This window comes from Algoriphagus faecimaris, from assembly GCF_900101705.1.
Classification (GTDB): domain Bacteria; phylum Bacteroidota; class Bacteroidia; order Cytophagales; family Cyclobacteriaceae; genus Algoriphagus; species Algoriphagus faecimaris.
In genome coordinates, this window is sequence record NZ_FNAC01000095.1 from 1 (window position 1) to 1,961 (window position 1,961).

3 protein-coding genes are annotated in these 1,961 nt (G+C 35.5%); all 3 read right to left on the minus strand.

Annotated elements, in window-relative coordinates; translation table 11 throughout:
• Positions 1–27: 27 nt before the first annotated feature.
• Entirely contained in the window at positions 28–618 is a 591-nt protein-coding gene (locus tag BLQ57_RS20695) for a DUF4221 family protein (RefSeq protein ID WP_240507894.1), read from the minus strand.
• Between the two features lie 137 nt (positions 619–755).
• Complete coding sequence (locus tag BLQ57_RS21045; RefSeq protein ID WP_139162860.1) at positions 756–983, minus strand: hypothetical protein; 228 nt, start codon at positions 981–983, stop codon at positions 756–758.
• 137 nt (positions 984–1,120) lie between these two features.
• The gene (locus BLQ57_RS20700; RefSeq protein WP_240507893.1) at positions 1,121–1,909 is read right to left on the minus strand and encodes a DUF4221 family protein; all 789 of its coding nucleotides are present in this window, start codon (positions 1,907–1,909) and stop codon (positions 1,121–1,123) included.
• Between the last annotated feature and the right edge of the window lie 52 nt (positions 1,910–1,961).

A 1,961-nucleotide genomic window follows, 5' to 3' on the forward strand; every position in this document is an offset into this window, starting at 1 on the left:
AGCCTGGAAACCCACTATTTTCCAACTTCAAAAAGTTACTCGGATGACAGTATAACTTAATAATATTTTTGGAAAATTATATTTTTCTCCAAAATTGGATTTAGAAAGCTTATAGGGCGTTTCTTCAACCGTGTAATTATTCAAATTAAGCATGAGAAATGGACTATAATTTTTCAACCGATCTGCGGTAATTTCATGGGTGTACCTAAAATATACTGTTTGTGGTAGTATTAATTTATTGTTCCATAAATTAAATGTTGAGGTATAGCGGGTTAGGGATTTGGTATCCGTGTAATCAACACCAAAGTCATTTAGTTTAACGCGAGTGACACTATCTGTCTGCAAATCGTAGATAGATACCAATCTACCCCTACCCGGAAATGCTATTTTATTTTGATCGAATACATAAAATCCAACAATATTTCCCACACCCTGTGGCCCTTCACTTTCATAGCGAATGTATTCTGACACCTGCAGGCTAGGTAGATTAATTTTGGATATGGTGCTTCGGTTTTTATTATGCCAATACAAATCCCCTTTCACATATTGAATTGTCAGCGTATAAGGGTCAACTTCAGGCCCTATGGGGATAGTAAGCTCTTCTATATGAAAATCCATCAATGACTTTTCAGTACTTTCTTTAGATGGGGAGCATGCGAAAATAAAAGAAAAGATTGTTGCTAAGGTAAGATTTAGAAATGCTGATTTCATAGTAGAAAAAATCCTGCATGTGATTACATGCAGGAAATTATGTTTTAAGGATTAACTATTGGGCCATTACAATTCGGTGGATATGTGGCACAATATCCCTGACCAGTAAATTCCTCTACACAGGATAAAGTTTCATCATCCCAAGAACATAAACTTGGATCATCCCCGCCTCCCACAGAGCCTTGGGCCAGAGAAACCGAGCTCAGCGGCAAGCTAAGCATGCAAATCAGAGCAATTGCTCCCAAAATGGATTGAAAATGTTGCTTCTTCATACGTTTTAGAATTTAGTGTTTGAAGATTTTTGAACCTAAAAACGAATACTTTTTTTCTCAACCTAAATTACCCCCCCCTGATTAAATAATGAATGGCTTAATACTGATTTAAAAGGTTTTTTTTAAAAATCAAACTGTTAGTCAGAAAAATCAAAGGTATGGATAAGGATCTGATCCTCTTTGGAGTCAGGGTGATCTGGATGGTTTCCAAACAGGTGGAGCCCAGCTTCCGAAACAAAATACTGATGCGGGATATATTCATATTCTGGGAGTTCAAATTCATACTTCAATTCAAAATTCTCATCGTATACACTTAGGATAAAGTGTGAGGGGGTAGCAACAAACTTCATAGAGGACACTCCCTCTGGAACACCTGTCCCCGGCCAAGTCATTCGATAAAAAAGATTCCTATAGGGATCTACCAAAATACCTAGGTTTTGAGGCTCTGATAAGTAATCCGACATATTTTGCTCCAAAGATTGATTGAGCCTTTCTTCATTTAAGAAAAAGTTATTGGTGAACTCTGGAATTAAATTAGTCTTTAATTGATAAGATTTGGTTTCATGGCTATCCAAATTAAAAATATCTAGCTGATTGGAGTAATAAGGTAAAATATAAGTGTTTGCTTCTTTGTGACCTAATAACACCTTAGGTGTATTGATATATTCTCCAAAATTGGATTTGGAAAGTCTATAAGGGATCTCTTCCACTCTAAAATTATCCAAATTCAGTATTAAGAAAGGGTTTTTATACTTGAAAAAATCTTCATTAATTTCATTGGTATATCTGAAATAGACAGTTTGCGGCAAGACTAATTTATTATTCCAAAAATGAAATGTGGAGGTATACCGTGTCATAGATCTAGTATCCGTATAATCTGGGCTGAAGTCGCTCAGTTTAATCCGGCTAACTTTATTTGTTTCCAAATTACTGTCATCCGAGTAAAATTACCAATGTAAGTTAGCTTTCTTGGAATAG